Source organism: Desulfococcus multivorans, from assembly GCF_001854245.1.
GTDB lineage: Bacteria > Desulfobacterota > Desulfobacteria > Desulfobacterales > Desulfococcaceae > Desulfococcus > Desulfococcus multivorans.
Genome location: NZ_CP015381.1, coordinates 3,543,817 through 3,568,784, shown reverse-complemented (window position 1 = coordinate 3,568,784; position 24,968 = coordinate 3,543,817). Strand labels below are relative to the sequence as shown.

The 24,968-nt window shown below is 62.3% G+C and carries 25 protein-coding genes; 8 read left to right on the top strand and 17 right to left on the bottom strand.

What is annotated here, in order from left to right:
• Positions 1–9 precede the first annotated feature (9 nt).
• Genes dmul_RS15645 through dmul_RS15635 form a run of 3 tightly spaced genes read right to left on the bottom strand, consistent with a single transcriptional unit; the run spans position 10 to position 2,459 of the window.
• The gene (locus dmul_RS15645; RefSeq protein WP_144016382.1) at positions 10–525 is read right to left on the bottom strand and encodes a TRAP transporter small permease; all 516 of its coding nucleotides are present in this window, start codon (positions 523–525) and stop codon (positions 10–12) included.
• A gap of 9 nt (positions 526–534) precedes the next feature.
• Positions 535–1,536, bottom strand: a complete 1,002-nt coding sequence (locus dmul_RS15640) for a TRAP transporter substrate-binding protein (protein WP_020877758.1) — start codon at positions 1,534–1,536, stop codon at positions 535–537.
• A 50-nt stretch (positions 1,537–1,586) separates the two neighbouring features.
• The gene (locus tag dmul_RS15635; RefSeq protein WP_020877757.1) at positions 1,587–2,459 is read right to left on the bottom strand and encodes a TRAP transporter TatT component family protein; all 873 of its coding nucleotides are present in this window, start codon (positions 2,457–2,459) and stop codon (positions 1,587–1,589) included.
• A gap of 478 nt (positions 2,460–2,937) precedes the next feature.
• Here dmul_RS15635 and ltaE point away from each other — a divergent pair, with 478 nt between their 5' ends.
• Complete coding sequence (ltaE, locus tag dmul_RS15630; protein ID WP_020877756.1) at positions 2,938–3,981, top strand: low-specificity L-threonine aldolase; 1,044 nt, start codon at positions 2,938–2,940, stop codon at positions 3,979–3,981.
• A 58-nt stretch (positions 3,982–4,039) separates the two neighbouring features.
• On the opposite strand, the gene dmul_RS15625 is transcribed toward ltaE, so the two are convergent.
• The 4 genes from dmul_RS15625 to dmul_RS15610 form a co-directional block, all read right to left on the bottom strand.
• Positions 4,040–4,633 carry a DUF2284 domain-containing protein gene (locus dmul_RS15625; protein ID WP_020877755.1) on the bottom strand — a complete coding sequence of 198 codons (594 nt, stop codon included), beginning with the start codon at positions 4,631–4,633 and terminating at the stop codon, positions 4,040–4,042.
• Positions 4,630–5,088 (bottom strand): N-acetyltransferase, encoded by a 459-nt coding sequence (locus dmul_RS15620; RefSeq protein ID WP_020877754.1) that lies wholly within the window; start codon positions 5,086–5,088, stop codon positions 4,630–4,632. Before dmul_RS15620 ends, dmul_RS15625 begins: the two co-directional genes overlap by 4 nt.
• Positions 5,089–5,100: 12 nt before the next feature.
• Positions 5,101–5,268 (bottom strand): hypothetical protein, encoded by a 168-nt coding sequence (locus dmul_RS15615; protein WP_020877753.1) that lies wholly within the window; start codon positions 5,266–5,268, stop codon positions 5,101–5,103.
• Positions 5,269–5,412: 144 nt separating this feature from the next.
• Entirely contained in the window at positions 5,413–6,999 is a 1,587-nt protein-coding gene (locus dmul_RS15610) for a gamma-glutamyltransferase family protein (protein ID WP_020877752.1), read from the bottom strand.
• A gap of 117 nt (positions 7,000–7,116) precedes the next feature.
• Here dmul_RS15610 and sppA point away from each other — a divergent pair, with 117 nt between their 5' ends.
• The 4 genes from sppA to dmul_RS15590 all read left to right on the top strand — a co-directional run bounded on the left by sppA (position 7,117) and on the right by dmul_RS15590 (position 12,627).
• Positions 7,117–8,358 (top strand): signal peptide peptidase SppA, encoded by a 1,242-nt coding sequence (gene sppA, locus dmul_RS15605; RefSeq protein WP_144016381.1) that lies wholly within the window; start codon positions 7,117–7,119, stop codon positions 8,356–8,358.
• Positions 8,351–9,850, top strand: coding sequence for a hypothetical protein (locus dmul_RS15600; protein WP_020877750.1), 1,500 nt, complete (start codon positions 8,351–8,353; stop codon positions 9,848–9,850). The genes sppA and dmul_RS15600 overlap by 8 nt, the downstream gene beginning before the upstream one ends.
• Positions 9,851–9,873: 23 nt before the next feature.
• Positions 9,874–10,848 carry a VOC family protein gene (locus dmul_RS15595; RefSeq protein ID WP_020877749.1) on the top strand — a complete coding sequence of 325 codons (975 nt, stop codon included), beginning with the start codon at positions 9,874–9,876 and terminating at the stop codon, positions 10,846–10,848.
• A 192-nt stretch (positions 10,849–11,040) separates the two neighbouring features.
• Positions 11,041–12,627, top strand: a complete 1,587-nt coding sequence (locus dmul_RS15590; RefSeq protein ID WP_020877748.1) for a glycine betaine uptake BCCT transporter — start codon at positions 11,041–11,043, stop codon at positions 12,625–12,627.
• A gap of 47 nt (positions 12,628–12,674) precedes the next feature.
• Here dmul_RS15590 and dmul_RS15585 read toward each other — a convergent pair whose 3' ends face one another.
• From dmul_RS15585 to dmul_RS15550, 8 genes are all read right to left on the bottom strand, one after another.
• A complete protein-coding gene (locus tag dmul_RS15585) occupies positions 12,675–13,802 on the bottom strand; it encodes an NAD(P)/FAD-dependent oxidoreductase (protein ID WP_020877747.1) in 1,128 nt (375 codons plus the stop codon).
• 201 nt (positions 13,803–14,003) lie between these two features.
• Entirely contained in the window at positions 14,004–14,450 is a 447-nt protein-coding gene (locus dmul_RS15580) for a response regulator (RefSeq protein ID WP_020877746.1), read from the bottom strand.
• Positions 14,410–15,687, bottom strand: coding sequence for a sensor histidine kinase (locus dmul_RS15575; RefSeq protein ID WP_020877745.1), 1,278 nt, complete (start codon positions 15,685–15,687; stop codon positions 14,410–14,412). Before dmul_RS15575 ends, dmul_RS15580 begins: the two co-directional genes overlap by 41 nt.
• A 6-nt stretch (positions 15,688–15,693) precedes the next feature.
• Positions 15,694–17,268 carry an SLC13 family permease gene (locus tag dmul_RS15570; protein WP_020877744.1) on the bottom strand — a complete coding sequence of 525 codons (1,575 nt, stop codon included), beginning with the start codon at positions 17,266–17,268 and terminating at the stop codon, positions 15,694–15,696.
• A gap of 164 nt (positions 17,269–17,432) precedes the next feature.
• Positions 17,433–17,846, bottom strand: a complete 414-nt coding sequence (locus dmul_RS15565) for a response regulator (RefSeq protein ID WP_020877743.1) — start codon at positions 17,844–17,846, stop codon at positions 17,433–17,435.
• Between the two features lie 21 nt (positions 17,847–17,867).
• Positions 17,868–18,035, bottom strand: coding sequence for a hypothetical protein (locus dmul_RS15560; RefSeq protein ID WP_153302759.1), 168 nt, complete (start codon positions 18,033–18,035; stop codon positions 17,868–17,870).
• Between the two features lie 76 nt (positions 18,036–18,111).
• Positions 18,112–19,842, bottom strand: a complete 1,731-nt coding sequence (locus dmul_RS15555) for a sensor histidine kinase (RefSeq protein WP_020877742.1) — start codon at positions 19,840–19,842, stop codon at positions 18,112–18,114.
• Positions 19,839–20,237: a response regulator gene (locus dmul_RS15550; protein WP_257785922.1), complete on the bottom strand. Its 399-nt coding sequence runs from the start codon at positions 20,235–20,237 to the stop codon at positions 19,839–19,841. Before dmul_RS15550 ends, dmul_RS15555 begins: the two co-directional genes overlap by 4 nt.
• A 375-nt stretch (positions 20,238–20,612) precedes the next feature.
• Here dmul_RS15550 and dmul_RS15545 point away from each other — a divergent pair, with 375 nt between their 5' ends.
• The 3 genes from dmul_RS15545 to dmul_RS15535 are packed head-to-tail and all read left to right on the top strand — an operon-like array spanning position 20,613 to position 23,632.
• A complete protein-coding gene (locus tag dmul_RS15545) occupies positions 20,613–21,743 on the top strand; it encodes an acyl-CoA dehydrogenase family protein (RefSeq protein WP_276327567.1) in 1,131 nt (376 codons plus the stop codon).
• Between the two features lie 40 nt (positions 21,744–21,783).
• The gene (locus dmul_RS15540; protein WP_020877739.1) at positions 21,784–22,638 is read left to right on the top strand and encodes an electron transfer flavoprotein subunit beta/FixA family protein; all 855 of its coding nucleotides are present in this window, start codon (positions 21,784–21,786) and stop codon (positions 22,636–22,638) included.
• Positions 22,631–23,632 carry an electron transfer flavoprotein subunit alpha/FixB family protein gene (locus dmul_RS15535; RefSeq protein WP_020877738.1) on the top strand — a complete coding sequence of 334 codons (1,002 nt, stop codon included), beginning with the start codon at positions 22,631–22,633 and terminating at the stop codon, positions 23,630–23,632. The genes dmul_RS15540 and dmul_RS15535 overlap by 8 nt, the downstream gene beginning before the upstream one ends.
• Before the next feature lie 41 nt (positions 23,633–23,673).
• On the opposite strand, the gene dmul_RS15530 is transcribed toward dmul_RS15535, so the two are convergent.
• Together dmul_RS15530 and dmul_RS15525 are read right to left on the bottom strand one after the other, a co-directional pair.
• Entirely contained in the window at positions 23,674–24,186 is a 513-nt protein-coding gene (locus dmul_RS15530; RefSeq protein ID WP_020877737.1) for a nucleoside deaminase, read from the bottom strand.
• Between the two features lie 86 nt (positions 24,187–24,272).
• Entirely contained in the window at positions 24,273–24,854 is a 582-nt protein-coding gene (locus tag dmul_RS15525) for a type I restriction enzyme HsdR N-terminal domain-containing protein (RefSeq protein WP_234979103.1), read from the bottom strand.
• Positions 24,855–24,968: the final 114 nt, after the last annotated feature.

Genomic DNA, 24,968 nt, shown 5'->3' with positions numbered 1-24,968 from the left:
ATATCCGGCTCAGGGGTGCTTCGCCGGTGTTCCGCCCCGGAGATTTTGAATCGACAGCGCCAGGTAGCGGATAGCGATCACGAAAAACGCCGTCGGGATGATCGCTTCGCAGGCCCAGGCCGGCACACGGGCGAAGGCCGTCTGGCCGAAGACGGCCTCGGAGCGGACGAACCGGAAGGCGGACACGGCCGCCGCGGCGCAGAGAAGGGCGGTTGCCAGCTGCACGGCGCCGTCGACGAAGGTCTGAAATCGACCCGGCATCAGGCGGCCCAGGAGGTCGATGCGGATGTGCTCCCCTTTTCGAGCGGCGATCATGGCCCCCAGGAGACCGATCCAGAGGACCATGACCCGCACCATGATGTCCCCCCACACGATGCTGACGCCCAAAAGGTTTCTCAAGACGATCTGAAACGTCGCCGTGACGATCATGGCAAGCAGCAGGCCCACCAGGAGGGCGTCCTCCAGGCGGCGGATCATATCCAGGATAGTCGCGATCCGGCCGCGGGGGGGTGTTGTCCTGGGCACGGCGCCGATCTACCGTCGCCGGAAGGCGTTCAGATGATTGTCAAGGACCTCCACGAGGCGGGGGGAGAATCGACCTGCCGCCACCAGGCGCCGAGGCACCTTGTCGGAATGGTTTCGCAACTCCGCAAGGGCTTCGGGGGAGGGAGTGATGAATTCGATTCCCTGGTGCCGCAAGGCCGTCATGGCCTTGATGTTGTCCTCCCGGTTGCGCCGGTCGATATCCGCGAACATGCGCGTCAAAACCTCCCGGACCACGGTCTGGTCTTCGGAGGGCAGCCGCAGGAAGGCTTTCTGGTCCGCCACCAGCAGCGCGTAGATATACATGAACGGCACGTCCAGGAGATAGTTGACCCGGGTGTGCCACTGGAGCGCCACGGCGCCGATGGGGGAAGTGGTGACCGTATCGATGAGCCCGGTCTGGAGGCCGGCGAGGACGTCGGAGACGGCAAGGGGGATCGGCTTGAGTTCAAAGGCCTTCACCCCCTCGAGGACATTCGGGTCGTCGTCGGGGATCCACATCTTCCGCTGACGAAGATCGGCGAGATTCCGGATGGGTTTTTGGGACAGGATGTAGGCGAATCCCCCCTCGGCGATGCCGAAGGCGATCAGCCCTTTCTGTGACAGGGCGTCGAGAAGGAGGGGATCCATGGTCTTCCGGACGTGGTCCACCTCCGGAAGAGACCGGAACTTCATGGGGAGACTGTAGATCTCGATGTCCGGATAGATCTCCGAAAGACTTCCCGCCATCACCGTGCCGCCCTGCAGTTGGCCGATCCGCATTTTCCGGAGTACGGCGTCGTCGTTGCCCATGACGCCGCCGGGATAGTATTTGAGTTGGACCCGCCCTCCGGTTTTCGCCGCCACCTCGGCCGCGCCTTCCCGCATGCGTTCCATCCAGGCGGAGCCGTCCGGCGACAGCGTGGCCAATTTGAGGCGGGCGGCCTGGGCCGTCGGACCGGTCAGGATGACGGCAAGCGCCAATGCCAAACAAAGCCTGTGATACAATGCCATGGGAATCTCCTTGTCGATTCTAATTCGGGTGCCGATGGGCCGCGCTTCGCCTAAAAGTAGTCGTCGGCGTTGTCCAGGAGGAGACGGGCCTCCTTCTGGGCCATGGTGTTCACGAGGGTGTGCCCCGCCACCTCGGGGTCCGCTTCGATCACTTCGGTCAGGAGGCGGTCGTGGAGCCCTCTGTCGAAAACCAGCCGGGCATACCGCCGGGCGTAGGTTACCTTGACCATCAGATTTTTGCCCTCGCTGAGGGCGACGGCCCGCTCGAAGTGGTGCCGGCCGATTTCCGGCCGCCCCCCCAAAGCCGGCGGCAGCAGGGTTGCCAGAATAGCCAGATACTGATGGGCTCCGCCGTCCCGATACCCCTCGTCGAGGGCGATCACCCGGGTCATCAGGGCATCGACGCGGGAGATTTCGGCCACGGCGTCCCAGTCGTCCCGGTGGGCCTCGATCCATGCGGCCCACGTCGCCCCGAGGGTATAGATGACCGGGACGTCGGCCGTCTTGGCGGCAGCGACGGTCTTCCGGAAATCCTCGAAAGACGCCTTCCGAAGATCGCACCCTTTCCGGTTCCGGATGCAGAAGGCCGTGAGAGCGTAATCGAGAGCCTTGTCCGTCAGCTTTCGCTTCCTGGCCGGATCCGTTACGTAGAGGCCGGCATAGGCGGCGTAAAGGTTGGCGGCCGAAAGGAGAAGAGATTCGTCATGGGGGTCCTCCCGGAGAAAACCGTCGATCATGAGCAGATAGGCGGGTCCGCCGGTCTCCACCGTTTCCAGGTCGTTGGCGTCGAGGATGGCCGCCGAGAGGCTGTCGGCGAAGCGTCCGGCGACGGCGGACGCGCACCCCGTCCACACCAGGGGCAGGAACAGCAGCACCGTCCACGGCAGGATCCAATAGGGGGTGCGGGGGCGGTAAGGGTGCATTGAAACCTCCATGTGCATGAATGACCGGGGGGAAAGCCCCCCGCAACAGGGTCGACATCGCCATTTGGAATCATAGGAAAAAGCGATTGTCGTGTCAAGATTTGTGCATCTGTCTAAAGAAGATCTTCAGGCGGTTCGAAAATGCGTTCGGGATCCGTTATTGCGAATATCAAGGAATGATAGTTAGTTACTTCGACTTTCATGATGGTGACCGGAAAGCGGGGCGCGGGCCGTATCCTCCCGGCACCGCCCTATGAAATCGAAAGTTGAGTCAGTTGCCTTATGCCGCAGCGGCGAGGATCCACGCGACGCGGATCGCGGAGGGTTTGTGGTGCCGTGGCGATTTCGTCCGGGCGTTCGGTCGCGTCATATCCGGCTTGACCCGATCCCCGGTGTCACGATAATGAGATGACGGCACGAGCGAGTTTGAAGAGCGCATCCCCATGAAATGGTTCTTAACCGATAGAGAGGAGTCCCAATGCAGGTCATCGAATTGAGGTCCGACACCCTTACCCGACCCACCCCCGCCATGCGGCGGGCCATGGCAGAAGCCCCGGTGGGGGACGATGTTTTCGGAGAGGATCCCACGGTCAACCGCCTCGAGGCCATGGCGGCCGAGTGCACGGGAAAGGCGGCGGCGCTTCTGGTGCCCAGCGGCACCATGGGGAATCTGGTGGCCCAGCTGACCCACTGCGGCCGGGGGTGCGAAACGATCCTGGGAGACCAGTCCCATGTCTTTTACTATGAACAGGGGGGCGCCGCCGCCCTGGGCGGGATTCATCCCCGGACGATCCCCAACCGGCCCGACGGGACCCTGGACCTCGAGGCGACGACCGCGGCGATCCGGCCCGATGACCTCCATTTTCCCAGGACCCGCCTGATTCTCCTGGAAAACACTCATAATCGGTGCGGCGGCGCGCCCCTGACCCCGGCCTATGTGGCTGCGGTGGGCCGACTGGCCGCGGCGCACGGATTGAAGCTCCATGTGGACGGCGCGAGAATTTTCAATGCCGCTGCGGCGCTGGGCGTCTCCGTTCGGGAATTGGCGGCGCCGGCGGATTCCATCTCCTTCTGCCTCAGCAAGGGGTTGGCCGCCCCCGTGGGGTCGCTCCTTTGCGGCAGCCGGGAGTTCATCGCCGAGGCCCGGCGCAATCGGAAGGTCCTGGGCGGCGGCATGCGGCAGGCGGGGGTGATCGCGGCGGCGGGCATCGTGGCCTTGACGGAGATGGTCGACCGCCTCCCGGAGGATCATGCCAATGCCCGGAAACTGGCCGAAGGCCTGGCGGAGATTGCAGGGGTGGCGGTGGACCCGGCCGGGGTGCGGACCAACATCGTCTATTTCGACGTCACCCGGCCGGACATGGACGCTCAGGCTTTGGCCCGGCGGATGAAGGCTTCGGGAGTCGCCCTCCTGGCGGCCGGACCCCGGCGGATCCGGGCGGTCACCCACTACCAGGTGTCGGCCGGGGATATCGAGGCGGCCCTGTCGGCCTTCCGACGGGTCCTGGCCGGCGATGCCTGAACGGTTTCACCAGGGGCCGGCGGCGGGTGCTTCCGGTTTTCGGATTGTCGCTTCCCGGTCAGACGATCAGCACCAGTCCGGCAATCCATGACATGCCGTCTTCGGTTGCCTTCGGGGAGCCGAGATAATCCCCGGGCCATCCGGCGGCCTGCATCAGCCGGGAGACATCGATTCCGAATCCGGACATGGAGGGACGGGCCCGGTCGGGGTTTCGGCAGGTCCCTTTTCCCGACAGGACACGGCATTCGGTGTGGGCGCCGCAGAAGATCCTTTTGCATGCGCCCCCGGCAAAGGCACGTGCCCCGGGGAATCCGATTTCCACCGCCGTACGTTCGACATCGGCGACGATGTCGTGGAGCATCGCCATGACCGCGTCGCGCTCGGAAGAGAGCAGGGCTGACGCGGGAACATCGATTCGGACCGCCAGGGCCAGGCGGTAGTCTTTCAGGAGTCGGCGAAACCCCGAAGGCCCTGAGACATGGGGCGGACAGCCGGCCGATCGGCCGTAGTTCTCGCACCGGGGCGCCCAGCAGCACCGGGCCAGATCGTCATCCACGACGACGACGGCGGCCGGCACCACTGCGGCGTCGGCGGCGCCCCATCGGCGGACGCGGGCGATCAGCGCCGTCAGGGCGGCGGACATTTTCGTCATAAGGTTTTCATCATGGCGATGCCCTCGCAGTCCGGGAATTTGATGCAGAGCATGCAATCCGCCCATATTTTGATGGGCAGCTCGGATCGTGGGATCTCCACGAAGCCGAATTTGCCGAAAAAATCGGCCTTGAAGGTGAGGGAGAAGAGGCGGGTCATGCCGAAGTCACGGGCTTCGGCCATGCAGCTTTCCACCAGGGCGGCGGCCACGCCCTGATTCCGGTGGGACGGCTCCACCACCAGGGAGCGGATTTCACCCAGATCCTCCCAGCAGAACTGCAGGGCGCAGCAGCCCACGACCCGGCCTTCGGTCTCGTCCACGGCGACGGCGAAATCCCGGAGATGGTCATAGAGCTTGCTGAGGGGCCGGGGGATCAGATCCCCCTCGTGGCTGTGCCGATGAAGCAGGCCGTGAATGGCCGTGATGTCCTCGATGGTCGCTTTTCTGATGTGCATGATCGTTGTCCGTCAGTCCAAAAAGAGTTCCAGTTCCCGGGCGCAGTTTTCCCGGGCTTCCGCCGGACCGTCGATGTCGAGGATGTGGTTGTCGACATCCATCTCCAGGATTTCGCACCCGTGCTTGGCGACGATGGTGCTGATTAGCTGGATGGTCTGTTCTCTGCTGAGTTCGGTCATGGTTTCTTTCCTGTGGGTAAGGTTCGACATATCGGTTTCAACCGGTTTTACGGTTATGGTAATACCCATGGGGTCTTCGGTCAAACCCGACGGGGGAATTTCTTCTCCCGACACCTATGGGGCGCCGGTCGCGGCTTCGCCGCGTCAGAAGCCGACGGCGCATCCGTCCTTGCGGTGGTCCGACGCGGCGCAGTAGCCCTTTTCGAGGCGGAGGATCAGTTGGGCGCCCCCGAAGCCGAAGGGGGGCAGACCGCCGGTGATGCGGTGGCCCCGGGCCTCGAGGTCGGCCGCCGTCCCGGGGGAGATGCCCTTTTCAAGGGCCAGGGTACCGTCCTCGAGGACTTGCCAGCGCGGCGCGTCCGAGGCGGTCTGGGGGTTCTGTCCGTAGTCGAAGATCCGAACGATCATCTGGACATGACCCTGGGGCTGCATGTGGGCGCCCATGACGCCGAAGCTCATGAGGGGGGCGCCGTTTCGGGTGACGAACCCCGGGATGATGGTATGGTAGGGGCGCTTTCCGCCGGCGACCCGGTTGGGGTGGCCCGGGGTGAGGCAAAAGCCGCGCCCGCGGTTGTGGAGGCTGATGCCGGTTCCGGGCACCACGATGCCCGAGCCGAATCCGGCGTAGTTGGACTGGATGAAGGAGACCATCATGCCCGTCCGATCGGCGGCGGCAAGATAGACGGTGCCGCGGTCCGGCGAAGGCGCGGGGCTCGAATCCAGTGCCCGGCGACGCTGGATCCGGGCGGCGAGCTTTCCAAGGAAGGCGGGGTCGAGAAGATCTCTGGGGGCGACCGTCATGCCGTCGGGATCGCCGACGTGGGCGTGGGCCGTCCCGAAGGCGAGCTTCATGGCTTCGATCTGAAGGTGGAGGCTGTCGGCCGAGTCCGGCGGATATTCCCTCAGCTCGTGGTGTGCCAGGATGCCCAGCGCCATCAGGGCCGCCATGCCCTGGCCGTTGGGGGGCATCTCGTGGAGCCGGATGCCGTGGTAGTCCATGTGAAGCGGCGTCGTCCACTCGGCCTGGTGGGCCGAGAGATCCGACAGCGTCAGGGCGCCGCCGTCGGCCGCGGCGCAGGCGGCGATCTTCTCGGCCAACGTCCCCCGGTAAAAGTCCTTTCCCCGGCTCCGGCCGATGCGGATGAGGGTGTCGGCCATCTCGGGGCAGGTGAACCATTGCCCCGGTTCGGGGGGCCTGCCGCCGGGCAGAAAGATGCGGACGAACCCCGGCAGATGGGCGTATGTCGGCGCGGCGGCGGCCCAGGCCGCGGCCGTGACGGGGGATACCGGAAACCCCTCCCGGGCATACCGGACGGCGGGAACCAGGAGGTTTTCGAAGGGGAGCCTCCCGAACCGTTCCCACAGGCGGACCCAGAGATCCACGGCGCCGGGTACCGTGACCGTATCCCACCCGACGGCGGGCATTTCCCGGAGGCTGTTGAATCGGTCCGGGGTCCAGGCGGCGGGGGAACGGCCGGATCCGTTGAGGCCGTGAAGGTCGTGCGTGTCCCAGACCAGAGCGAAGGCATCGCCGCCCAGGCCGTTGCTGGTGGGCTCCACCACCGTGAGCGCCGCAGCAGCGGCGATGGCGGCATCCACCGCATTGCCGCCGGCAAGCAGCATGCAAAGACCGGCCTGCGCCGCCAGGGGCTGGGACGTGGCCACGACACTCTCGGCCATGACCGGCATCCGACGGGACGGGTAAGGGAAATGCCATGTCATAGGGTTCATGCGGCTGCTCCGGAAAAGGTTTCGGCAAATGGTTCGGGCGTGCGGCAGCACCGCTGCCATAGGCTTGACGAATCTTCACAATATCGTTATTTTGAATAAAATTCAAAGCGTATTTCAGTGGAGCGTCCAGGCGCCTGCAGCACTGACGGCGCCGCCCACAAGCCGGCGGCGTTTCATCCGGCGGACGGATATCGACGACGGGAGCGGACGACGGATACCCCCACCCACATGATCAGCCAAAGGACAGCCGTCATGAACAAAAGAATCGTCGCTCAGGTGGAGATGGCGCCGTACATCCTGAAGCGGGCCCGTCTGCGCGATCGGCTTCTCTGCCGGATGGAACGGTATCATGCATTGCGCCGGGGGCGGGGATGGCGGGCGGTCCTGCTGCTCGCCCTGTGGATGACGACGGGCCTCGGGTGTTCCCCCAGAATCCGCCTCTTGTCCCATGGAGAAGATCCGCTTTGCGAATACACCCTCGAGGGGACAGGCCGGCAGAAGGTGCTGGTGATCCCCATCCGGGGGGTTCTTTCGGACGTCCCCCGGCGGGGATGGGTCGGGACCCGCCCGAGCGTCGTGGCGGAGACGGCGGCCCGGCTCCGGAAAGCGGAAAAGGACGACCGGATCCGCGCCGTGGTGCTCAAGATCGATTCCCCGGGAGGCGCCGTGACCGCGGGAGACCTTCTCTACCATGAAATTCAGCGGTTCAAGGAACGGACCGGCGCCGGGGTCGTTGTCGCCATGATGAACGTGGCCGCCTCGGGGGCCTACTACATCTCGCTTCCCGCCGATCACATCCTGGCCCATCCCACAACGGTGACCGGATCGGTAGGGGTTGTTTTCCTTCAGCCGGAGATCACCGGGTTCATGGACAAGATCGGGCTGGACCTGGATGTCTACAAGACCGGCAGGAACAAGGATATGGGGACCCTGTTCCGGAAGCCCACCGATGAAGAGCGCCGCATCATGGAAGGGCTGATCGATCATCTGGGCCATCGCTTTCTGGCCCTGGTGCGGCGGCACCGGCCCATAACAGACGCGGCTTTGGACACCATCGCCACGGCCCGCATCTTTCTGGCGGAAGAGGCCCTCGCCCTGGGGATGATCGATGAGATCGGCTACCTGGACGATGCGCTCGCACGGGCCAGAACACTTGCCGGCCTGCCTTCCGACGCCCGGGTCGTGGTCTACCGCCGGAGCGAGATCGCCGACGACACTGTTTACGGCGCCGGCGCCGCTTTGTGGGGCGGCGGACGCAGCTTCTCCATTTTTCCGACAGGGGCCCCGGAAGCTGCGGACTGGGGACGTTTCGAGACGGGCTTCCACTATCTCTGGTATCCCGGAGCCGCCCATGAATGACCGATCGATACGGGCTTCGGACGCCCCGGCAGCGATCGAGCGCGCCCTTCACGACCTCAACCGGCGATGGAGCGCCCACATTCTCTCTCTCTGGAAAGGGGAGACGCCCGAAACACCGCCGTACGCCATCTATGACGGATATGACGCCCTGCTGAGCCTCGAGACCCTTGCCGGGCTGGACGGCGTTGGGGATCCGGAGCGGCGCCGATGCCTGAGGCACGCGCTCATGGACCATTATCTCCAGCGGCTCCTCCTGCCCCACGAGCTGGAGATGCGGACCTGGATGCGGGGGGCAAAAGCGGAGGTGGACGGTGAAAAAATCGGGTTTCATGAGGTGATTCCCTGGTGCCAGGCCGACCATTCCTACGAAAAACGCCAGATCCTCCAGAAGGAGACCGGCGCCCTCTGCAAATTTCTCAAGCCCTTTGTTCTGAATCACTGGGAGCTCCTGCTTTCGGCGATCCGGGACGATCTGGGCTTCGACGGATACGTCGACTACTGCAGCCGCAAACACGACATGGATTACGGCCGCTGGTATCCGGTTATGCGGGACTTCCTTCACCAGACCGACGCCCTCTATTTCGACCGGATGGCGCGCTGGTGCGAAGACCGTTTCCACCGTCCCATGGCGGATCTGACCCGTTTCGACAGCATCAACCTCCTCAGCCTGGCGGAGTTTGACGGGGGGTATCCCTCCACCGCCCTTGAAGACACCCTCGAATTCTTCTCCCGATGGGGGTTCCGTCTGGAGGATCTCCCGGGGCTTCACCTCGACATGCGGACGGATAAACAGAGCGCCCAGGCGCTCTCCGTTTTCGTCGATATTCCCGATGCAATACACATCCTGATGCGCCCCCAGGGGGGATGGATCGATCTGGAAACTCTCTGGCACGAGCTGGGGCACGGCCTGTCGGCGGTCTTTACCGACAGCGGCCTGTCGGCGGTCATCCGGAACATGAGTACGAACTACAGCCTGTCGGAGGCTTATGCCTTCCTGCTCCAGAACGCGGTTATGTCCCGCCCGTTCCTCACCGGATACCTGGAGATCTCTCCGGCAGACGCCGACATCCTCCATTATTACAAGTCTCTCCGGGATCTTGCGGCGTTCCGGCGATACGCCGCCAGGTTTCTGGCCGAATATGAGATGTTTTCCGGCGGCAACCTGGCCGACGGCGATCCGTATGCCCGGACCATGCAGCGATACACCGGGTTTTATCATCAGCCCGAGAGCCATCTTTTCGATCTGGTGCCGGAGTTCTACAGCCTCAATTATCTCCTGGGGTGGATGGGGGAAGCGTCGCTGGAAAAAACCCTGCGGGACCGGTGGGGGGCAGCGTGGGTGTTCCGGAGGGCTTCGGGAGACCGACTGAGAAAATGGTGGCACCAGGGGAATCGATATGATATTTTTCAATTTCTGGCCCGTAACCGGCTGGCGCCGGTTCACACGAAACCGCTCCTCGAGCGATGGCGCGAGGCGCTTCAGCCGAAGTGACGCGGCCGGCGGGGGAAAAGCTTATGGACAAGAACATGCATGAAACAGCACTGAAAGCATTACAAGATAAGGTCCGGGTGCGTATCGACGCCGGACGCGATCCGGGCGTGGTTCTCTGGCAGGCGGCCCTGGAATCGATGCTGACGGCCGTGTCGCCGTACCTGTCCCCCGGCGAGGTGGTCCCGGCTGCCGCCATGGACAACGATGCGTCGGCCCGGTTTGCGGAGCTCCAGCGGATCCTCGACATTTCCCCCTTTGTCTGGGGCGTCTTTCTCCCGTCCGCGTTGGCCGACACCTTGACCCCGGCAGAGATCGCGACGCCCCTGGTTCGCACCGCCAAAGGCTCCATGAAACTCCTTCTGACCCGGGTCGGCGACGTCGACCGGATCATGGCGGCGGAACTCGCGCCGGACAGACCGGGGATCGATATCTTCGAGGCGGGGGCTCTCCTGGGCAGCTACGAGTACGATTCCACCGAGGCCTGCATGGCCGGCCTGTCGAAGGCGGTATGGATCCATCTCAAACGCAAGGGGCCATGGGCCGCGGAGGACTGCATCCGCTATACCGAGAGATGGTTCCTGAAGAGCGTCGCCTTCCGGGCCTCGGATCTTCCCGTAAACCCGAATCATTCCTATATCCATTCTCCGACCCTGCTCAGACTCAAGCCGGTGGACGCCCTTTTCAAACTGATGGGCAGCGCACTGGCCGAGTGCGCCGGGGACATCGAAGCGGTTCTGGGTTGGGCCAATGCCGCGGCCCGTCTCCGGGGAACGGGGATTTCCGTATCCCGGGACGACCTTCTCCGGAATGATGAAACAGCGCTCAAAACGCTGGAGATGGGAATGACGGATCAGCTGCTGGCCCTTCTCACAATAATCCGGGGGTATGACATCGTCGACTTTAACGCTTTTTCCGCCGCCGACCAACGGGCGTTCAAGGACGCGTTCGCCCGGACGGTCGAGGACGCCTGCGAGCGGGTCGTCCAAAGCCTCCGATAGACCGGGATCGCGATGTTTCAACCGGCGCTTGCCGATCTTCCCTGCAAATTCTTCCGGCCGAGGCCGACGCATCCGGAGATCCGGCTCTTCGGAGACAGGAGGCGGATTTCCTGAACGCCTTTCATCCGAAAGGTACCGCCGATTTTCGACGCCGTGCGAATGCGTGTGATTTTGCTACAGGAAGGAAGAAGAATGAACGACAACACCATCGACAAGACCGTGTCCATTGTGTCGGCGGTCTGCTGCCTGGCCTTCGTTTTTATGACCATGGCATCGCCCTCTCAGATGAAAGCGGTTTTCGACCACATCTTCAAGTTTTTTATCGCCAATTTCGGATGGGCCTACATGATTTGCGTGGCCGGGTTCGTGCTGTTCTGTTTCGTGATGGCTTTTTCCCGCTTCGGCAGGATCCGGCTGGGCAAAGATGAGGAACACCCCGAGTTCAGTCTTCCCGCCTGGTTTGCCATGCTGTTTGCCGCAGGCATGGGGATCGGTCTGGTTTTCTGGGGGGTTGCCGAGCCCGTCTATCACTTCGCCGGCCCCCCCTTTGCCGAACCTAAAAGCGTCGAAGCGGCCGCGGAGGCCCTCAGGACGGCGGTCTTCCACTGGGGGCTCCACCCCTGGGCGTGTTACGCCGTGGTGGCGATGGTTCTGGCCTACTTCCAGTTCCGCAAGGGATATCCCGGCCTCATCAGCGCGACCCTGACGCCGATTCTCGGCGAGAAGGCCGTGAGCGGCGTGACCGGGAAGGTCATTGACGCCGTGGCCGTCGTGACGACCCTGTTCGGCGTGGCCACTTCCCTGGGCCTGGGAGCCATGCAGGTCGGCACCGGCCTCGACCTGCTTTACGGGGTCGGCAGCGGCGTATCCGTCTCCATCTTCGTCATCGTCGCGGTAACGATTCTCTTCATCACATCCGCGGTGACCGGCATCAACAGAGGCATCAAGTGGCTCAGCAACATCAATATGATCCTGGCTTTCGGACTCATGCTGCTGGTGCTTTTCCTGGGGCCGACCCGTTACATCCTCAACAGCGCCGTCGAGTCCCTGGGCAATTACCTGCAGAATATCGTCTGGCTCAGTTTCTTCGTGGACGCCAACGGCGCCGTCGCAAAGCACACCGGGTATGACTGGTCCGGTGCCTGGACCCTTTTTTACTGGGCCTGGTGGCTCACATGGGCTCCCTTTGTGGGGGTCTTCATCGCCCGGATCTCGAGGGGCCGAACCATTCGTGAATTCGTTCTGGGCGCGCTCCTGGCACCGACGCTGCTCTGCGCCGTCTGGTTCAATATCCTGGGGGGATCCGCCGTTTTCATGGAACTGAACGGCAGCCCGGGCATTGCCGACGCGACCTTCAAGGATGTGACCACCGCCATTTTCACGCTTTTCGACAATTTTCCCATCGGGGCGTTTTTGTCTCTGCTCTCCATGGTCATCGTTTCCATCTTTTTCATCACCTCGGCCGACTCGGCGACCTTCGTCGTGGGGATGATGACCTCCGGCGGCAGCCTGGAACCCAAAACCGGCTTGAAGGTCTTCTGGGGGCTCGTCTGCTCGAGCATCGCGGCCATGCTGCTCCTGGCCGGGGGGCTGAAAGCGATTCAGACCGTTGCGTTCGTGGTGTCGTTCCCGTTTATGATACTGATGCTGTTCATGGCCGCATCCCTTGTGAAGGATATCGCCGGGGTGCCGGATACGGCGGACAAGCCCCCGCGACAGTGTTCCTCCACCCGCGTTGCCGCGGTGGAGAGCGACGCTTCCGAAGCGTCCATGCCGTAGACGGCCTGAGGTTTCTCAAGGGGATGGGAGCAGCGGCGGCCGGACCGTCAGCCGGTTTCGCCGCTGACCTGAAATTTTTTCATGAAGTTCCTGTCGATCCAGTCTTTTATCCGGAAGGCCCACCTGCCGCGCCATGCGATACCGTTTTTGAATAGGATCCCCCGGCCGTCGCCCATATTGAGGATCAACAGACAGGACCGTTGGGGCTTGTAAGGCTGGAGCGCGCCCCGGTCCATCAAGGCGGCGGTCAGGTTGTTCAGCAGGACGGGATTCTGACGGACCGCATGGACGCCGATCCTGGGAAGGGGTCGGGGGCCGAAGGCGATGCAGTCGCCGCCTCCGAAAATTTCGGGATGGTCGACGGCCCGGAGGGTGTCATCCACCAACAGGCCGCCGTCGTCGCCGACAGGGAGGCCCGAGTCCCGAAAAATGCGCGACGGTCGCGTTCCCGTTGCCAGGAGGAGAAGGTCGACAGGGCGTGTCGATCCGTCGGAGAGCGTCACCGATTGGTCGTCCAGGCCTGCGAGACGAAGACCTTCCACCATGGTGACTTCCTGTCGGCGGAGTTCCTTTTTGACGCACGTCCTGAGTCTGCGGCCTGGGAAATGGGAGAGAAGCCGGCTTCCGGCCAGCAGCACGATCTCGGCCTCTCCCCCTTCCCGACGGACCAGGCTTCTCAGATTGGCCGAGAGCTCGATGCCCGCCGGACCACCGCCGGCCACGCAGAGGCGCAGGGGGCCGCTCTTGAGACGTCTGCGAACAGCCTCCCGGGCGGCCAGAAGGTTCTCGATGGGTTTTACCGGAAAGACCGATCGGGCCTTCAGGCTGCGGGCCGCGTCGAAGTCCACCGAACTGCCGGTGTTGAAGGAGACGACGTCATAGGCGATGGGTGCCCCGTGCCGCCGGTACAGGAGCCTCGCCCCGGGGTCCACCCGCGTCACCCCGTCTTCGACAAACCGTCCCCCGCGATCCTCCGTCATTCGTCGGATGTGAAAGCGGACGTCTTGAGGGGCATAGACGTCCGACAGCAGTCCCGGTCCCATGCCTGAATAATAATGATAGGCGCTTCGGCTGATGACGGTGGCGCGGCAGCCGCCGCCGGTAAACCGGTCAAAATGGGTGAGGAGCGTCAGATGTGCGTGACCGCCCCCCACCAGGACCAGATGTTTTCCCATTGACCCCTCTCCTTCCGCTCCGAAGGTCGTGCCGGCGGTCCCGGGCGCCCGGAAAAGGGCCCCGGATCCGATCGGCGTTTTTCGGCAAATATAGCCGAATCGAGGGGTTCAGGCAAGGCGAGCCTTCAGGGGCCTTTCGAAAAAAGCCTTGGCCAGAAGACGACGGAGAACCGACTCTCGGCAAAAAGGCGGTTTCCGGCATCACGTGCCGCCGGTTCTGCGGACCAGCAGCTTGGCTTCGGCGCGTCGGATACGTTCCTCCTGTTCGTCCTTCCGTTTCCGGGCGCCCTCGAGTTTTTTGGAAAGATCTTCGAAGTCGGCCGGCTTGAGCAGATAATCGAAGGCGCCCAGCTTCATGCCCTCGACAGCGCTTTCGGTGGTGCCGTGGCCGGTGAGCATGATTACTTCGATCAAGGGAAAACGCTTCTTGATCTCGCGAAGAACGTCGATGCCGTCCATCCCCGGCATGCGGATGTCGAGGATGACCACATCGATCTCTTTCGATTTCTGGGCAAGAATGTCGAGGCATTCCTGGCCGTCATAGGCAACCGTCACCTTTTCCCCGGTTTCCTCGAGCCTGAGGGAGAGCATTTCCACAAAGTCCTTTTCATCGTCCACGACGAGTATGCGGGTCGGAATCTTGATCATGGTGTTGGGTCTCCTTGGATAGTGCTTGGGTTATCTTTTGAAATATCCCCGGCCGCTGCTTTCTGGGCGCTTCCGCTGATGCCTCCCGGGGTATGATGGATCGGGGAAGGGTGACGGTGAAGGTCGTCCCCGCGTTCAAGGTGCTTTCCACCTCGATGGTGCCGCCCAGTTGCTCGACGATCCCCCGGGTGACAAACAGTCCCAGCCCCGTGCCCTTGCCGGGACTTTTGGTCGTGAAAAAAGGTTCGAATATTTTTTCGAGGTTTTCGGGGGCGATCCCCGATCCGGTGTCGCTCACCCGGATCCGGACCGATTCCCCCGGGGCATTTTCCAGACCCAGTGTGATCCTTCCGCTTTTTTCCGTGGCGTGGACGGCGTTGGTTATAAGGTTGAGGAGGACCTGGCGCAGCTGGTAGGGATCGCTCATGATCGTTCCCACATTTTCATCCAGTTCCTCGACGATGTCAACGCCCTTGTTGGCCGCTTCCCGGTGGATCAGGTGGGCGGACTCCTCGATCAGGGCCTTCAGATCCGTTTCCGCGGCTTTCTTGTCCGGCTTTCGGACGAACTCCAGGAGCTGGTGCGTAATGCGTCTGGCCCTTTCGACGGCCTTCTCGATCTTGTCGAGACCTTTTTCGAAATCCGTTTTTCGGGGCATATCAGCCATTTCAGGCTTTTTGAGGATCGTCTCCATCCAGCCGGCCGACTCCCGGATGATGGCCAGAGGATTGTTGATCTCGTGGGCCACCCCGGTGGCCAGTGTTCCCAGGGCGGCCAGCCGTTCGGTCAGGGCCATCTGCCGTTCCATTCGTTCGTGGAGCTCGGCCTCCCTGCGCTGGGCCTGACGACGGAGAATCAGGTCGTAGGCCTGTCCCACCTTGCTCATCAGGTGATCGAACTCCACGGGTTTCGTGAGGTAGTCGAAGGCGCCGGCCTTGATGCCGGCGACGCCGTCGGTGGTGGAGGCGTGCCCCGTCAGAAGGATGACCTCGATTTCCGGGTAATCCGCCTTGACGCGTTTGAGAAACGTAAGGCCGTCCATTCCGGGCATTTTCATGTCCGTGATGACGATGTCAACCGGGTGTTCCGTCAGGGCGGCGAGGCCCGCTTCCCCGTCGGCGGCCTCGAAGAGCGTCATCCCCCGCCGTTCAAGGCGTTTTTTCAGGGTGCTCCGGAAGTAGGCCTCATCTTCCACGAGGAGCATCCGGATATTTTCCAGGGCATGTGTCGATTCCATGAAAGCCTACACCAGTCCCAGGATGTTCCACCAGGTGGCCGCCACCAGGATCAGGAGGGCCAGGAGAACCGGCGTGGCCACCAGGCCGACCCGGGTCAGGTCGGCGGCCTTGAAGTACCGGTAGCTGTAGGCGATGGCGTTGGGAGGACAGCCGATCACCAGGAGCATGGCAAAGGAAGTGGCCGTCCCAAGGCAGAGGGCCAGGACCGTCGGGTCGACGCCCTCCAGCTGGGCCATGGGGATCACGATGGGCAGAATCAGGGCTGCCGCGGCCACGTTGGCCATGGCGTTGGTGACCAATGCCCCGAACACGCCGACGCCCACGAAAAGAAGGAACCAGCCGCCCCCCTGGATCAGGGGGAAGAAGAGATGGGCGAAGTAGTCGGCCGCCCCCGAGTATCCCATGGCGAGCCCCAGGGAGATCCCGCCGCCGAAGATGAAGAGCGCCGTGCCCCATTCCATGTTCTCCTGGATGTCGTCCCACTTGAGCACGCCGCCCAGGACCAGTCCGGCGATGCCCAGCATGCCGGTGACTGAATAGTCGAAGCCGTGAACGCCCTTGGTGAGCCAGAGGATAAAGGTGGCCCCGATGATGGCGAGGGTCTTCTTTTCCATGGGGGTGAGGGGGCCGAGCGCCTCATCGAACTGGGGAAGCTTGATTTTGGGATCCGGCCGATAGACCAGATAAACGATGAACACCGCCGCGGGAACCGTCAGGATGGCCGCCGGCATGCAGAACTTGATCCAGTCGAAGAAGGTGATCTCGATGCCGGTGAACTCTTTTAGAAAAGCGGCCGCCACCATGTTCCGGCCGCCGCCCATGAGGGTTCCCATGCCGCCGGCGGAGCAGGCGAAGGGCAGGGAAAGCATCATGAACTTGGCCGTTCTGGAGTGGGGTTCGATGCCCGCGGCCCGCATGAGGGGGAGCATGGTGACGATCCCGACGGCGCAGGCGGCCGCGTCGTGCATCACCGACGAGCCGAGCCCCAGTCCGATGGAGATGATGAAGGTAAAGCGGGTGACGGAGTCGCCGGCCTGCTTGATGATGAAATAGCCGAGGCGTTTGGTGAGGCCCGCCTTGTCGAGGGAGATGGCGAAGATGAGGCAGCACATGATGAAAACGACCACGGGGTGCATATAGGGGGCCCAGGCCTCCTTGACGTCGGAGATGCCCATGAGAACGAGGAAAACGCCGATACAGATGGCGGTGATCTCGAGAGGGATGGGTTCGGCCACGAACATGAAGACCAGGACCACCAGCACCGCCAGGAACCGTTTGGCCTTGGGAGAGAGGCCGTCGACGTATTCCACCTGAATCTCCGGAAGGTCGAGCGCCGCAGCCTTTTGGGCGATGAAGGCCTGTCGGGCTTCCGGGGCACCCGGATTGCGGGCCTTCAGGATGTAGTCGGCGGTCCCCTCCTCGCCGGGCACCACGGAGAAGTGCTGGGCGAGGTGTTCGATGAGGAGGCGGCCGCCGTCGCCGACAACCCTGAACTGAGTCCCTTCGGGTCTGGGCAGGAAAAGCACGATTAAACCGAGAAATATTGCAAATCCGAGTTGTACGTTCTTATTCTTTAGCATGGTCACTTCCTCGCTGTTGAGTGGGCAACGACCCGATGGCCTTCCCCGATCGGGGGAACCCCGGCGGCTGCCGTCGGCCGGGCGTTTTCAGTTGAACGGGGCGTCGGGACGTTTCGGTATGGTCGACGCTTGATGATTGCCGTGGGAAATACCGCTCCCGGCCGTCAGGGACGACTTTTCCTGCGGTAGGCTTCCCGTATCTTTTCCAGAAGTTCCTCGAGTTCGCACGGTTTGGTCAGGTAATCGAAGGCGCCGTAACGCATGCCCTCCTTCGAGGCCTGCTCCGAACCGTGCCCGGTCAGCATGACCACCATCAGGCCGGGATCCATCTTCTTCAGGATCCTGAGCACCTCGATGCCGTCCATGTCCTCCATCAGAAGGTCGAGCACGACGACGTCGAAATCCCGTTTCCGGACGGCCTGGATGGCCTCGGATCCGCTGCGGGCCTTGACGACGTCGAGTCCTCGCCTGGCGAGCCGATTGGAGAGGACATTGAGATATCCCACCTCGTCGTCCACCAGGAGGAGCCGGATCGTCGGAGGGGTCTCCGACGGTTTTGTTGTCGCGTTATGGGCCATTTCTTTCTCCCTGCCGCGCGTTCAATAACGGCTGCCGGCGACCGTTCGGCATGCCCTGCGTCTCCGAAGCGCCCGGGAGGCATGTCGAACGGGGCTGAATCGGGTAATGCAGAGCGGTTCCCGGGTGGCGTGTCGTGGTGTTTTCTTTCCCGGGATGCCGCCGGCCGACAGAAACGTGCAATTCGTCATGATGTTCTCCTCCTGAGTTTTATCGTGAACCGGGTGACGGGTTTTTGCCCGTGCCCGGGCGGGGTTGTCGTTTTTGTTACGTGTCACCGGAAAGGGGCGTCCCGGGGTTTTCCGAAGGGATCCGGATCTGGAAATGGGTCCCTTCGCCGAGGACGCTGTCGACGGTGATCTCTCCGCCCAGCTTCTTGATGATGCCGTAACAGATGGACAGACCCAGTCCGGTTCCCTTTCCAACCGGTTTGCTGGTGAAGAAGGGGTCGAATATCCGCGGGATGACGGCCGCGGGGATACCGCTGCCGTTGTCGATGACGTCGATGACGATATGGTCGTCCGCCAGTTTCGTGTTGATCTCGATACGGCCCCGGTCGTTTTTCGATTCGAGGGCGTAGAGGGCGTTGTTGATCAGGTTCAGCAAAACCTGCTGTCCTTCCGTATAGGACGCCCGGATGGCCGGAAGGTTCGGGTCGAGACGGGTGACGATGTCGACATTGGTGTATTTGGCCTTCTGGGACGAGAGGTTGACCACCTCCTCCACGAGGTCGTTGATCTGTACGTCCTGCACCCATGAATCGGTTTTTCTGGCGAAACTGAGGAGTTTGTGGGTGATCTCCTTGCAGCGTTTGCCCTGCAGACGGATCTGGCCGACGGCCCGCTGAAACTCTTCGAGGTTCTTGCATTGGTGGAGATCCTCCTCCATGAGGAGATCCTCGATCCATCCCGCCTCCTCCACCATGATGGCGACGGGGTTGTTGATCTCGTGGGCGATGCCGGATGCCAGTTCGCCGATGGACGCCAGTTTGCCGGTCTCGATGACCTGCTGGTTCATGATCTCCTTTTCCTTGTCGGAGACGCTGATGCGGTGGATCATTTTCATGGAGAGCATCACGGCAACGGCAATGACGGCCAGGGTGCTGACGACGATGATGATGACGGCGATGTCCTGGGTGTGGCGGAGGTCCGCGAAGGCGTCGTCCTTGTCCTGTTGGTAGACCAGAAGCCAATCGTCATCCTTGAGAAAGGATCCCACATAGATCTTCCGGCGGCCGTCGGATCCGGCGCGCTCCACGATGTGAATGCCCTTGGGGGTGGGGTCCGCCTGTTTCATGAACTGATAGAGGTTCTTGTTGTTGATTTCGATGTTTTCGAAGAAGGGTTTGGTCTGGTATTCGCCGTACTTGTTGAGGATGATGGCGAAACCCGTCTGGCCGATCCGAAGCCGCTCCACCAGGGTGTTGAAGGAGAGAAAATCGAGGGTCGCCCTGAGGATCCACGGCTTTCCGTCATGCATGTTTCGGACGGCGACGATGAAGTGGGGTTTTCCCCGAAGCCCGCTGAAGACGTCGCTGATGTAATAACGGGTCTGTATGGCCGATTTGAACCATTCCGCCTCGGAGTAATCGGCGTATTCCAGCTCGAAGGGTCCGGAGTAGGCGAGTTGGACGCCCTCGTGGTTCACCACGCCCAGATCTTCGAAGACGGTGTCGAACTCCCGCCTGAGGTGTCGCAGTTTTTCCTGGATGACCGCCTCCCGGGTCAGTTCTCCAAAGGGGGTCGATGCCGCCACATACCGGATGTCGCTCAGTTTTTCCCATAAAAAGCTGTCGATGTTCTGTGTTTTTTTCAGCACCAACTCGCCCAGGTGGTCGTAGATCTTGGCTTGATAGGAGTTTCGAAACGCGTTCAGGATGAAACCGCTGACCAGGATCACGGGGGTGATGGAGACGAAGATGATGATCAGGGCCATCCAGCGGGTTAACGATTGATAATAGCCGCTTTCGGAGCGCCGATGTCGCTTGGGAAATTTCATTTGCCGGGCTGCTTTCTTTTCCTGACGGCGTCAAGTGTCGACGGACCCGTATTTTTGCGAAAATCCGAAATGATGCGTTTCAGATGCTCGATGCTTCTGGCGCCTTTCTCGACATAGCCGAGGGCATTGACGATGTCGAGGCGGTTCTGATAATCTGAAAGAAAGGTGTGAAACACCACCGGGATGTATGGGAGACGATCCTGAAGCTTGGTGAGCAGGGCGGATTCCTGGGCGTCGGGAAGGTCGGGGTCCAGGATCAGGAGATCGATGGTGTCATCGCGGAAGATCCGCTTCAGGAGTTCCCTGCCGTTTTCCGCGATATCGATACGATGCCCCTCGGCGGCCATCTCGCGTTTGATGAATTCCCGCACGTGTGGGTTCCGGTCGGCAACCAATATGTGTAGAGACGATTTCAACGATATCCCTCTGAAGGCACAGGGTGTTCTGGAATGACGGGACGATTGGGTCCGGTCGCTGTTCCTTTGCAGGAATGTAAGGTAAAATCAGCAAAGTCCGTGCCAATGAATGCTCATAATGTCCCGTACTTAACCGGTTGAGATCCATTGCGATACCCCGATGGGGGCGGACGTGCCGAGGCCGGCGGGACGTCCGGGTGTCGAAATCCTTTACAGGGTGTAAAATTTGTTGCGGTCCGATGGGGTCCATCCGCGCCATTCCGCTTGACAGGGATAAAGATCCGATGTTACCACTTTCCGAACAGACGTCATAACCCCAAAACCAATAATGATATCATGGATTTTAATCCCTGCATGAAGCACAGGCTGGTTCGCGGGACGGTCCGGGAGTTCGCGGAGGCCGAAATCGCGCCGCTGGTGTACGACCTGGACCGGGAGGCCCGGTTTCCCTGGGAAGTCGTGGAAAAGATGCGGCCCCTCAACTTCTTCGGCCTTCAGATCCCAAGAGCCTACGGCGGCGCCGGCCTTGACGCCGTCAGTTACGCCGTCGTCATCGAGGAGCTGTCCCGGGTGAGCGCGGCCCTGGGGCTTTGCGTGACGGTTCACAACAGCGTCGGCGCCTATCCCATCGTCATGTTCGGCACTGAAGCCCAGAAGCGCCGCTTTCTTCCGGCGCTGGCCGGCGGCGAGCGCATCGGGGCTTTCTGCCTGACCGAGGCCAATGCCGGCTCCGATGCGGGCGGAGTGGAAACCCATGCCCAGCGGGAAAACGGCGGCTACGTTATCAACGGTACCAAGATATTCGTTACCAACGGCGGCGTTTGCGGGACGGCGCTGATTTTCGCCGTGACCCATCCGGAAGACCCCCGCCGCAGAGCCGACGTCTTCATCGTGGAAAAGGGTACCCCCGGGTTTTCGGTGGGTGAAATAGAGGACCTCTGCGGCATGCGGGCGAATCCGGTCTCCTCTCTCTTCTTCGAGGACTGCAGCGTGCCGGAAATGAACCGTCTGGGCCGCTCCGGGGACGGCATCAAGATCGGTCTTTCAGCTCTGGACACCGGGCGGATCGGTATCGCGGCCCAGGCCCTGGGCATCGCCCAGGCGGCCTTCGATGCATCGGTTCGGTACGCTAAAGAGCGGCAACAGTTCGGCAAGCCCATTGCCGCGTTTCAGACCATTCAGAATTATCTGGCGGATATGGCCACCGAAATCGACGCGGGGCGCCTTCTGCTTTACCGTGCCTGTGCGCAGAAGGATGCCGGCCGGCCTTTCGGGCCCGAAGCCGCCAAAGCGAAGCTTTTCTGCAGCCGCCTGGCGATGCGCACGGCGGATCGGGCGGTCCAGATTCACGGCGGTTACGGTTACAGCAAGGAATACGACGTCGAGCGCTATTTTCGGGATGCAAAGGTGACCGAAATCTATGAAGGGACCAGCGAGGTCCAGCGGATGGTCATCTCCCGATCGGTGTTGTCCCAGCCCGTCTGAGGGCGAACCCCCCTTTACCTATACCCTGTCGATTAGAGATATGTTGAAACTCATAGTCTGCATGAAACAGGTCCCCAAGGTTTCCGAGCTTCCCTGGGACGCCCGGACGGGGACCTTGAAACGGGAACTGGCAGCGGGCATGATGAATCCTGCCTGCAAACACGCCCTGGAGGCCGCCCTCCAGCTCAAGCATCAGTGGGGGGGGCGGATCACCGCCGTCACCATGGGGCCTCCCGCCGCCCGGGAAATCCTTCACGAAGCCGTCGCCATGGGCGCCGACGGCGGCGTTCTCCTGTCCGATCCCCGGATGGCCGGGGCCGATACCGACGTCACTTCCTTCACCCTCGCCAGGGCCATCGAACAAACCTGTCCGGATTTCGATCTGGTGCTGTGCGGGTGTTACACCACCGACAGCGAGACCGCCCAGGTGGGGCCCCAGCTGGCTCAGGAGCTGGACGTGCCCGGGGTGGCCTATGTGGAGCATCTGGAGATCGACGGACGGACCCTCTGCATGCGACGGGAGGCCGACGATTTTCTGGAAACCCTGGAGATGGACCTGCCCGGTCTGGTCACTATCACCACCCGGCGTTATACGCCCCGGTATGTCTCCATGAGCGGGCTCCAGGACGCCTTCGGCGAGGTGGAGATTCAGACCCTGGATTGCGACGCCCTGGGGCTCGACCCCGTGAGCGTCGGCATGAAGGCCTCGCCCACGCGGATTCACAAGGTCTATTCCGCAGTGGCCCAGAAAGAAAACGTGGTTCTGAAAGGGTCGCCCAAAAAGGTGGTCGACGCGCTCTTCGAGCGGTTCGGAGACCGGATCGGAGCGGCCCTCGGCAAGGACCTCAATCCCCATGAGCATGCAGCCGTAGACGGACGGGAAGACAATGACTGAATCCGGGAAGAATATATGGGTGTTCGGCGACTATCGGAATTATTTCCAGAATCGGGTGACGCTCCAGCTCCTGTCCAGGGCCAGGGATCTCGCCCCCGCCCTCGACGCCGAGGTCTGCGCCGTGATTCTGGGCCATGAGCTGGAAGAATACGTGGGGGAATACATCGCACACGGGGCCCAGACCGTCTACGTCATGGACGATCCGGTCCTGAAGGACTACAATGTCGAGCGCTACGCCGATCTTACGGCCCGCCTCGCCGCGGTTCACGCCCCCGGAATTCTCCTTGTCGGGGCTACCGATTTCGGCCGTGAATTCGCTCCGGTTCTTGCAAAACGGCTGAAAACCGGGCTCACTGCGGACTGCATCGACCTCGGGATCGACGAGGACGGCCTCCTGGTCCAGACGGCGCCCTCCTTTGGCGGGAACCTCATCGCCGATATCGTCACCCCGGACGCCCGGCCGCAGATGGCCACCGTCAGACCCGGAACCTTCCAGGAGATCCCCCACGACGACACGGCCCGGGGCCGGGTGGTCCGGCTGCCGCTTCCCGAAGATCTTCCCGTTCCCCGGGTCCGGCTGATTTCCGCCCAGCGGCTTCCCCAGAGGACTCAGTGCCTGGAAGAGGCGGACGTCGTCATCTGCGGCGGCAGGGGGATGGGCACCAGGGCCAAATTCAAGAAGCTTTTCGACCTGGCGCGGCTGATGGAGGGGGAGGTGGGGGCAACCCGGCCGGTGGTCCATGCCAAATGGGCCGGCCACGACGCCCTGGTGGGGCAGGCGGGTCGGCACGTTCGGCCCAAGATCCTTTTTTCCTTCGGCATCAGCGGCGCCATCCAGCATACCGCCGCCCTCTCCGGCGCCGATTTCATCATCGCCGTCAACAAGAATCCCCACGCGACCATGATGAAGATGGCGGACGTCGCGGTGGTGGCTGATGCGAGCCAGGTCTGTTCGGCGTTGATTCGGGAACTGAAGGCCCGTATCCGGGAGTGAGATCAGGCTGAAAACTGAAGGGGATGCCGCTGCACCGGTCCTCAGCCCCCGGCCGCCTGGGCGAGGGTATACCGGGCCAGGAAGCTTCCCGACCAGTAGGCGTTGGCCGGATCCCGGAAGAAAGCCTGGAACAGCGCGAGGCTCTCGCAACGAAGAACCCCGGAGACAATAGTGATCCGCCGGTCGCGGTAGAGGGGGGGAAGGGTCGAGCGGTCGCATCCCGTGCCGCCGCCCATGGCGTCTTCGTAAGCCCAGACCACGGCCCCGATGCCCGCGATGAGAATCGCACCGAAACACATCAGACATGGTTCCATGGTGCAATAAAGGGTGAGCCGCTCCCTGGGGGCCTGGATCCCGAGGGCGTCGAGGCGGCGGAGGGCGACCATCTCGGCGTGATCGGTTTCGTTGACGCCGCCGCCTGCCGTGCCCTCGCGCGCGCCGACGGCGATGATCTCGTTTTCATGGACAATGACGCACCCAACAGGGAACTCTCCCCGATCCAGGGCCGACCGGGCCTGAGCCAGGGCCTTTTCCATGAAATAGCGATGATTCATACGGGGGGTCCTTTCAAAACAGGCTGAAGGCTGAAGACTGAAGGCTGAAGGGGTGCAAGCGTGACGAACGGGGCTTTTATGCCCCTTCAGTCTTCATCAGTCTCGTCCAACCGGCAGATGTCGGTGTCGCAGGGGCAGCTGCCGTCGATTTCGTAGCAGTAGACGATCCGGGATTCCAGGTCGGCCCGCCGGGGCGAAATCGGGGTGAAGGCGGACCCGGCGACGATTTTTCCGAGAGCTTCCCGGGCAGGGAGGGCGTCGAAGCCCCGGCCCACGATGTTTCCCGAGAAACCGTCCAGCACGTCGACGTCTTCTCCGTTGGTCACGACCGCCACGGGAATCTGGTAGTCCGCGAGGAGCCGCGACATGGCCAGGGCCGGTCGGTGGCGGGTGACGAGGGAGCCGGGGCCGTATTGGATGATCATGCCGATCCGGCCGTCGACAGACACCGCGAACGCGACGCGGATTTTCCCCCGACGCTTTCCGGCGATCGCCGTCAGGGGGACTCGCGGGGTGATCTCGGCCTTGACGTACCCCTTCTCCGACAGAAGGATACGCGCGACCTTCTGTCGATACCGTTCATCGTGACTGTCCGCCAGCACCTCCCCCGTGACCGCGTCGGTCAATTCGCCCAGTATGAGATGGTGTCCCGTCATCGTTGCCTCCATGCGTCCTCTCCAGCCGTTTTGCGACATATTGTCCGCCGCGTCCCCGGGCCAAATAGTCCTTTACAATTTAGTATGGCTGTGGATAAAATAAAACCTTTTTTTGCGGAATCGTCA